Here is a 6,923-nt window from a genome sequence, read left to right on the forward strand (position 1 = left end):
CGCCGCGGATTCTACTTAACTTTGCTGCCCGAGACAGCACTCATTTCGCGGTCATCGAAACTAATTTAAACAAAAAGAGTCTGAAAATAGATGATAATAGGGCGTGTCTGTATGTAGATTTGTTCGACAACGCTTTATAGTACCCTTCTGATAATAGTTAACCCTGGGGTGAGATGCCCCGATCCTGGAGATATGGATGAAATCACTGTTTAAAGTAACGCTGCTGGCGACCACAATGGCCGTTGCCCTGCATGCACCGATCACTTTTGCTGCTGAAGCTGCAAAACCTGCTACAACTGCTGACAGCAAAGCAGCGTTCAAAAATGACGATCAGAAATCAGCTTATGCACTGGGTGCTTCGCTGGGTCGTTACATGGAAAATTCTCTTAAAGAACAAGAAAAACTGGGCATCAAACTGGATAAAGATCAGCTGATCGCTGGTGTTCAGGATGCATTTGCTGATAAGAGCAAACTCTCCGACCAAGAGATCGAACAGACACTGCAAGCATTCGAAGCTCGCGTGAAGTCTTCTGCTCAGGCGAAGATGGAAAAAGACGCGGCAGATAACGAAGCGAAAGGTAAAGAGTACCGCGAGAAATTTGCCAAAGAGAAAGGTGTGAAAACCTCTTCAACTGGTCTGGTTTATCAGGTAGTCGAAGCCGGTAAAGGCGAAGCACCGAAAGACAGCGATACTGTTGTCGTGAACTACAAAGGTACGCTGATCGACGGTAAAGAGTTCGACAACTCTTACACCCGTGGTGAACCGCTCTCTTTCCGTCTGGACGGTGTTATTCCGGGTTGGACAGAAGGTCTGAAGAACATCAAGAAAGGCGGTAAGATCAAACTGGTTATTCCACCAGAACTGGCTTACGGCAAAGCGGGTGTTCCGGGGATCCCACCGAATTCTACCCTGGTGTTTGACGTAGAGCTGCTGGATGTGAAACCAGCGCCGAAGGCTGATGCAAAGCCGGAAGCTGATGCGAAAGCCGCAGATTCTGCTAAAAAATAAGCATTAAGAACCGCCGCCTGACCAGGCGGCGGTTTTTTTATTACAGGCCGGATATAATTAGTGCTGGAAAGCGGAACCTCCGCTGTATTAATTTAGTTACCCGCATCATTAATGAGCCTGCCCTGAAAAGTTAACGACAGGCTCCTGAAAAGGAGTGTTTTTTTTCATGTCCAGGTCGCTTTTAACCAACGAAACCAGTGAGTTGGATTTACTGGATCAACGTCCTTTCGACCAGACCGATTTTGATATTCTGAAATCCTACGAAGCGGTGGTGGACGGGTTAGCGATGCTTATTGGCTCCCACTGTGAAATCGTTTTGCACTCTTTGCAGGATCTAAAATGTTCAGCCATTCGCATTGCTAACGGTGAACATACAGGCCGGAAGATTGGTTCGCCAATTACCGACCTGGCGCTACGTATGCTGCACGATATGACGGGAGCGGATAGCAGCGTTTCTAAATGCTACTTTACTCGCGCCAAAAGCGGCGTATTAATGAAGTCCCTGACTATCGCGATTCGTAACCGCGAACAGCGTGTAATTGGTCTGCTGTGCATCAATATGAATCTTGATGTTCCCTTCTCGCAGATTATGAGCACCTTTGTGCCGCCAGAAACCCCGGATGTCGGTTCAAGCGTTAACTTTGCCTCTTCTGTTGAAGATCTGGTTACCCAAACGCTGGAGTTCACCATCGAAGAAGTGAATGCCGATCGCAATGTTTCTAATAACGCCAAAAATCGTCAGATCGTGCTAAATCTCTACGAGAAAGGGATCTTCGATATTAAAGATGCGATCAACCAGGTTGCTGACCGCCTGAACATCTCCAAACACACTGTCTATCTCTACATCCGCCAGTTCAAAAGCGGTGATTTCCAGGGACAAGATAAGTAATGCGTTTTGCCATCGTGGTGACCGGGCCAGCATACGGTACGCAACAGGCGAGTAGTGCTTTTCAGTTTGCGCAGGCGCTGATGGTAGAAGGCCATGAGTTAAGCAGCGTCTTTTTCTATCGGGAAGGGGTCTATAACGCTAACCAATTGACCTCACCGGCAAGCGATGAATTTGACCTTGTGCGCGGCTGGCAACAGTTGAATGCGCAACATGGTGTGGCGCTGAATATCTGCGTAGCGGCAGCGTTACGCCGCGGTATCGTCGATGAAACTGAAGCAGGAAGGCTGGGGCTGGCTTCGTCAAATCTTCAGCCGGGATTTACCTTAAGCGGACTTGGCGCGCTGGCGGAAGCCTCGCTGACCTGTGACAGGGTGGTACAGTTCTGATGAAACGAATTGCGTTTGTTTTTTCTACTGCACCTCATGGTACAGCTGCTGGTCGGGAAGGTTTAGATGCTTTACTGGCAACTTCCGCATTAACTGACGATCTGGCCGTCTTCTTTATTGCTGATGGTGTTTTTCAGCTGCTGCCAGGACAAAAGCCCGATGCAGTGCTGGCGCGTGATTACATTGCCACTTTTAAATTGTTGGGTCTGTACGACATTGAACAGTGCTGGGTTTGTGCGGCTTCACTGCGCGAACGCGGGTTAGATCCGCTGACACCCTTTGTTGTCGAAGCCACGCCGCTCGAAGCAGATGCCTTACGCCGCGAACTCGCCAACTACGATGTTATTTTGAGGTTTTGAGGCGTTTATGCTGCACACATTACATCGTTCACCCTGGCTGACGGATTTTGCTGCGCTGCTGCGTCTGCTCAGTGAGGGCGACGAACTGCTATTATTGCAAGATGGCGTAACTGCCGCAGTTGACGGTAACCGCTACCTTGAAAGTCTGCGTAATGCCCCCATTAAGGTCTATGCCCTGAACGAAGACCTTATTGCCCGCGGTTTGACTGGTCAAATTTCGAACGACATCATTCCCATTGACTATACTGATTTCGTCAGACTTACGGTTAAGCACTCCAGCCAGATGGCCTGGTGATGGCGGGATCGTTGTATATTTCTTGACACCTTTTCGGCATCGCCCTAAAATTCGGCGTCCTCATATTGTGTGAGGACGTTTTATTACGTGTTTACGAAGCAAAAGCTAAAACCAGGAGCTATTTAATGGCAACAGTTAACCAGCTGGTACGCAAACCACGTGCTCGCAAAGTTGCGAAAAGCAACGTGCCTGCGCTGGAAGCATGCCCGCAAAAACGTGGCGTATGTACTCGTGTATATACTACCACTCCTAAAAAACCGAACTCCGCGCTGCGTAAAGTATGCCGTGTTCGTCTGACTAACGGTTTCGAAGTGACTTCCTACATCGGTGGTGAAGGTCACAACCTGCAGGAGCACTCCGTGATCCTGATCCGTGGCGGTCGTGTTAAAGACCTCCCGGGTGTTCGTTACCACACCGTACGTGGTGCGCTTGACTGCTCCGGCGTTAAAGACCGTAAGCAGGCTCGTTCCAAGTATGGCGTGAAGCGTCCTAAGGCTTAATGGTTCTCCGTTAAGTAAGGCCAAACGTTTTAACTTAAATGTCAAACTAAACTCGTAGAGTTTTGGACAATCCTGAATTAACAACGGAGTATTTCCATGCCACGTCGTCGCGTCATTGGTCAGCGTAAAATTCTGCCGGATCCGAAGTTCGGATCAGAACTGCTGGCTAAATTTGTAAATATCCTGATGGTAGATGGTAAAAAATCTACTGCTGAATCTATCGTATACAGCGCGCTGGAGACCCTGGCTCAGCGCTCTGGTAAATCTGAACTGGAAGCATTCGAAGTAGCTCTCGAAAACGTGCGCCCGACTGTAGAAGTTAAGTCTCGCCGCGTTGGTGGTTCTACTTATCAGGTACCAGTTGAAGTCCGTCCGGTTCGTCGTAATGCTCTGGCAATGCGTTGGATCGTTGAAGCTGCTCGTAAACGCGGTGATAAATCCATGGCTCTGCGCCTGGCGAACGAACTTTCTGATGCTGCAGAAAACAAAGGTACTGCAGTTAAGAAACGTGAAGACGTTCACCGTATGGCCGAAGCCAACAAGGCGTTCGCACACTACCGTTGGTAATCCCTTCGGAGTTTTAGTCACCAGGCGGGCGCTTCCAGTAAGCAGCCCGCTTTGGGCTACTTAAATTGAACGCCTAAAAGATAAACGAGGAAACAAATGGCTCGTACAACACCCATCGCACGCTACCGTAACATCGGTATCAGTGCGCACATCGACGCCGGTAAAACCACTACTACCGAACGTATTCTGTTCTACACCGGTGTAAACCATAAAATCGGTGAAGTTCATGACGGCGCTGCAACCATGGACTGGATGGAGCAGGAGCAGGAACGTGGTATTACCATCACTTCCGCTGCGACTACTGCATTCTGGTCTGGTATGGCTAAGCAGTATGAGCCGCATCGCATCAACATCATCGACACCCCGGGGCACGTTGACTTCACAATCGAAGTAGAACGTTCCATGCGTGTTCTCGATGGTGCGGTAATGGTTTACTGCGCAGTTGGTGGTGTTCAGCCGCAGTCTGAAACCGTATGGCGTCAGGCAAACAAATATAAAGTTCCGCGCATTGCGTTCGTTAACAAAATGGACCGCATGGGTGCGAACTTCCTGAAAGTTGTTAACCAGATCAAAACCCGTCTGGGCGCGAACCCGGTTCCGCTGCAGCTGGCGATTGGTGCTGAAGAACATTTCACCGGTGTTGTTGACCTGGTGAAAATGAAAGCTATCAACTGGAATGACGCTGACCAGGGCGTAACCTTCGAATACGAAGATATCCCGGCAGACATGGTTGAACTGGCTAACGAATGGCACCAGAACCTGATCGAATCCGCAGCTGAAGCTTCTGAAGAGCTGATGGAAAAATACCTGGGTGGTGAAGAACTGACTGAAGCAGAAATCAAAGGTGCTCTGCGTCAGCGCGTTCTGAACAACGAAATCATCCTGGTAACCTGTGGTTCTGCGTTCAAGAACAAAGGTGTTCAGGCGATGCTGGATGCGGTAATCGATTACCTGCCATCCCCGGTTGACGTACCTGCGATCAACGGTATCCTGGACGACGGTAAAGACACTCCGGCTGAACGTCACGCAAGTGATGACGAGCCGTTCTCTGCACTGGCGTTCAAAATCGCTACCGACCCGTTTGTTGGTAACCTGACCTTCTTCCGTGTTTACTCCGGTGTGGTTAACTCTGGTGATACCGTACTGAACTCCGTGAAAGCTGCACGTGAGCGTTTCGGTCGTATCGTTCAGATGCACGCTAACAAACGTGAAGAGATCAAAGAAGTTCGCGCGGGCGACATCGCTGCTGCTATCGGTCTGAAAGACGTAACCACTGGTGACACCCTGTGTGACCCGGATGCGCCGATCATTCTGGAACGTATGGAATTCCCTGAGCCGGTAATCTCCATCGCAGTTGAACCGAAAACCAAAGCTGACCAGGAAAAAATGGGTCTGGCTCTGGGTCGTCTGGCTAAAGAAGACCCGTCTTTCCGTGTATGGACTGACGAAGAATCTAACCAGACCATCATCGCGGGTATGGGCGAACTGCACCTCGACATCATCGTTGACCGTATGAAGCGTGAATTCAACGTTGAAGCGAACGTAGGTAAACCGCAGGTTGCTTACCGTGAAACTATCCGCCAGAAAGTTACCGATGTTGAAGGTAAACACGCGAAACAGTCTGGTGGTCGTGGTCAGTATGGTCATGTTGTTATCGACATGTACCCGCTGGAGCCGGGTTCAAACCCGAAAGGCTACGAGTTCATCAACGACATTAAAGGTGGTGTAATCCCTGGCGAATACATCCCGGCCGTTGATAAAGGTATCCAGGAACAGCTGAAAGCAGGTCCGCTGGCAGGCTACCCGGTAGTAGACATGGGTATTCGTCTGCACTTCGGTTCTTACCATGACGTTGACTCCTCTGAACTGGCGTTTAAACTGGCTGCTTCTATCGCCTTTAAAGAAGGCTTTAAGAAAGCGAAACCAGTTCTGCTTGAGCCGATCATGAAGGTTGAAGTAGAAACTCCGGAAGAGAACACCGGTGACGTTATCGGTGACTTGAGCCGTCGTCGTGGTATGCTCAAAGGTCAGGAATCTGAAGTTACTGGCGTTAAGATCCACGCTGAAGTACCGCTGTCTGAAATGTTCGGATATGCAACTCAGCTGCGTTCTCTGACCAAAGGTCGTGCATCATACACCATGGAATTCCTGAAGTATGATGAAGCGCCGAGTAACGTTGCTCAGGCCGTAATTGAAGCCCGTGGTAAATAAGCCTAAGGGTTAATACCAAAGTCCCGTGCTCTCTCCTGAAGGGGAGAGCACTATAGTAAGGAATATAGCCGTGTCTAAAGAAAAATTTGAACGTACAAAACCGCACGTTAACGTTGGTACTATCGGCCACGTTGACCACGGTAAAACTACTCTGACCGCTGCAATCACCACCGTACTGGCTAAAACCTACGGCGGTGCTGCTCGTGCATTCGACCAGATCGATAACGCGCCGGAAGAAAAAGCTCGTGGTATCACCATCAACACTTCTCACGTTGAATATGACACCCCGACCCGTCACTACGCACACGTAGACTGCCCGGGGCACGCCGACTATGTTAAAAACATGATCACCGGTGCTGCTCAGATGGACGGCGCGATCCTGGTAGTTGCTGCGACTGACGGCCCGATGCCGCAGACTCGTGAGCACATCCTGCTGGGTCGTCAGGTAGGCGTTCCGTACATCATCGTGTTCCTGAACAAATGCGACATGGTTGATGACGAAGAGCTGCTGGAACTGGTTGAAATGGAAGTTCGTGAACTTCTGTCTCAGTACGACTTCCCGGGCGACGACACTCCGATCGTTCGTGGTTCTGCTCTGAAAGCGCTGGAAGGCGACGCAGAGTGGGAAGCGAAAATCCTGGAACTGGCTGGCTTCCTGGATTCTTACATTCCGGAACCAGAGCGTGCGATTGACAAGCCGTTCCTGC

Annotated in this window: 9 protein-coding genes; all 9 read left to right on the forward strand. The window is 49.9% G+C overall.

Going from position 1 to position 6,923, the window contains the following annotated elements; genetic code table 11:
* Window positions 1-196 precede the first annotated feature (196 nt).
* Entirely contained in the window at window positions 197-1,009 is an 813-nt protein-coding gene (fkpA, locus tag ACJHX3_RS17805; RefSeq protein ID WP_000838261.1) for an FKBP-type peptidyl-prolyl cis-trans isomerase, read from the forward strand.
* A gap of 166 nt (window positions 1,010-1,175) precedes the next feature.
* The gene (locus ACJHX3_RS17810) at window positions 1,176-1,898 is read left to right on the forward strand and encodes a transcriptional regulator (protein ID WP_000091466.1); all 723 of its coding nucleotides are present in this window, start codon (window positions 1,176-1,178) and stop codon (window positions 1,896-1,898) included.
* Entirely contained in the window at window positions 1,898-2,284 is a 387-nt protein-coding gene (gene tusD / locus ACJHX3_RS17815) for a sulfurtransferase complex subunit TusD (RefSeq protein WP_410236195.1), read from the forward strand. The genes ACJHX3_RS17810 and tusD overlap by 1 nt, the downstream gene beginning before the upstream one ends.
* Window positions 2,284-2,643 carry a sulfurtransferase complex subunit TusC gene (gene tusC, locus ACJHX3_RS17820; protein ID WP_000820713.1) on the forward strand — a complete coding sequence of 120 codons (360 nt, stop codon included), beginning with the start codon at window positions 2,284-2,286 and terminating at the stop codon, window positions 2,641-2,643. The genes tusD and tusC overlap by 1 nt, the downstream gene beginning before the upstream one ends.
* A gap of 7 nt (window positions 2,644-2,650) precedes the next feature.
* Window positions 2,651-2,938: a sulfurtransferase complex subunit TusB gene (gene tusB, locus ACJHX3_RS17825; protein ID WP_000903377.1), complete on the forward strand. Its 288-nt coding sequence runs from the start codon at window positions 2,651-2,653 to the stop codon at window positions 2,936-2,938.
* A 125-nt stretch (window positions 2,939-3,063) separates the two neighbouring features.
* Entirely contained in the window at window positions 3,064-3,438 is a 375-nt protein-coding gene (gene rpsL / locus ACJHX3_RS17830; protein ID WP_000246815.1) for a 30S ribosomal protein S12, read from the forward strand.
* Between the two features lie 96 nt (window positions 3,439-3,534).
* Window positions 3,535-4,005, forward strand: a complete 471-nt coding sequence (rpsG, locus tag ACJHX3_RS17835; RefSeq protein WP_001138043.1) for a 30S ribosomal protein S7 — start codon at window positions 3,535-3,537, stop codon at window positions 4,003-4,005.
* A 96-nt stretch (window positions 4,006-4,101) separates the two neighbouring features.
* On the forward strand, window positions 4,102-6,216 hold the full coding sequence (gene fusA / locus ACJHX3_RS17840; protein WP_000124700.1) for an elongation factor G: 2,115 nt from the start codon (window positions 4,102-4,104) through the stop codon (window positions 6,214-6,216).
* A 70-nt stretch (window positions 6,217-6,286) separates the two neighbouring features.
* The coding region (locus ACJHX3_RS17845; RefSeq protein ID WP_073972214.1) for a GTP-binding protein at window positions 6,287-6,923 on the forward strand (637 nt) is incomplete at its 3' end.

This window comes from Escherichia sp. WS1265, from assembly GCF_046487585.1.
Lineage (GTDB): Bacteria > Pseudomonadota > Gammaproteobacteria > Enterobacterales > Enterobacteriaceae > Escherichia > Escherichia coli.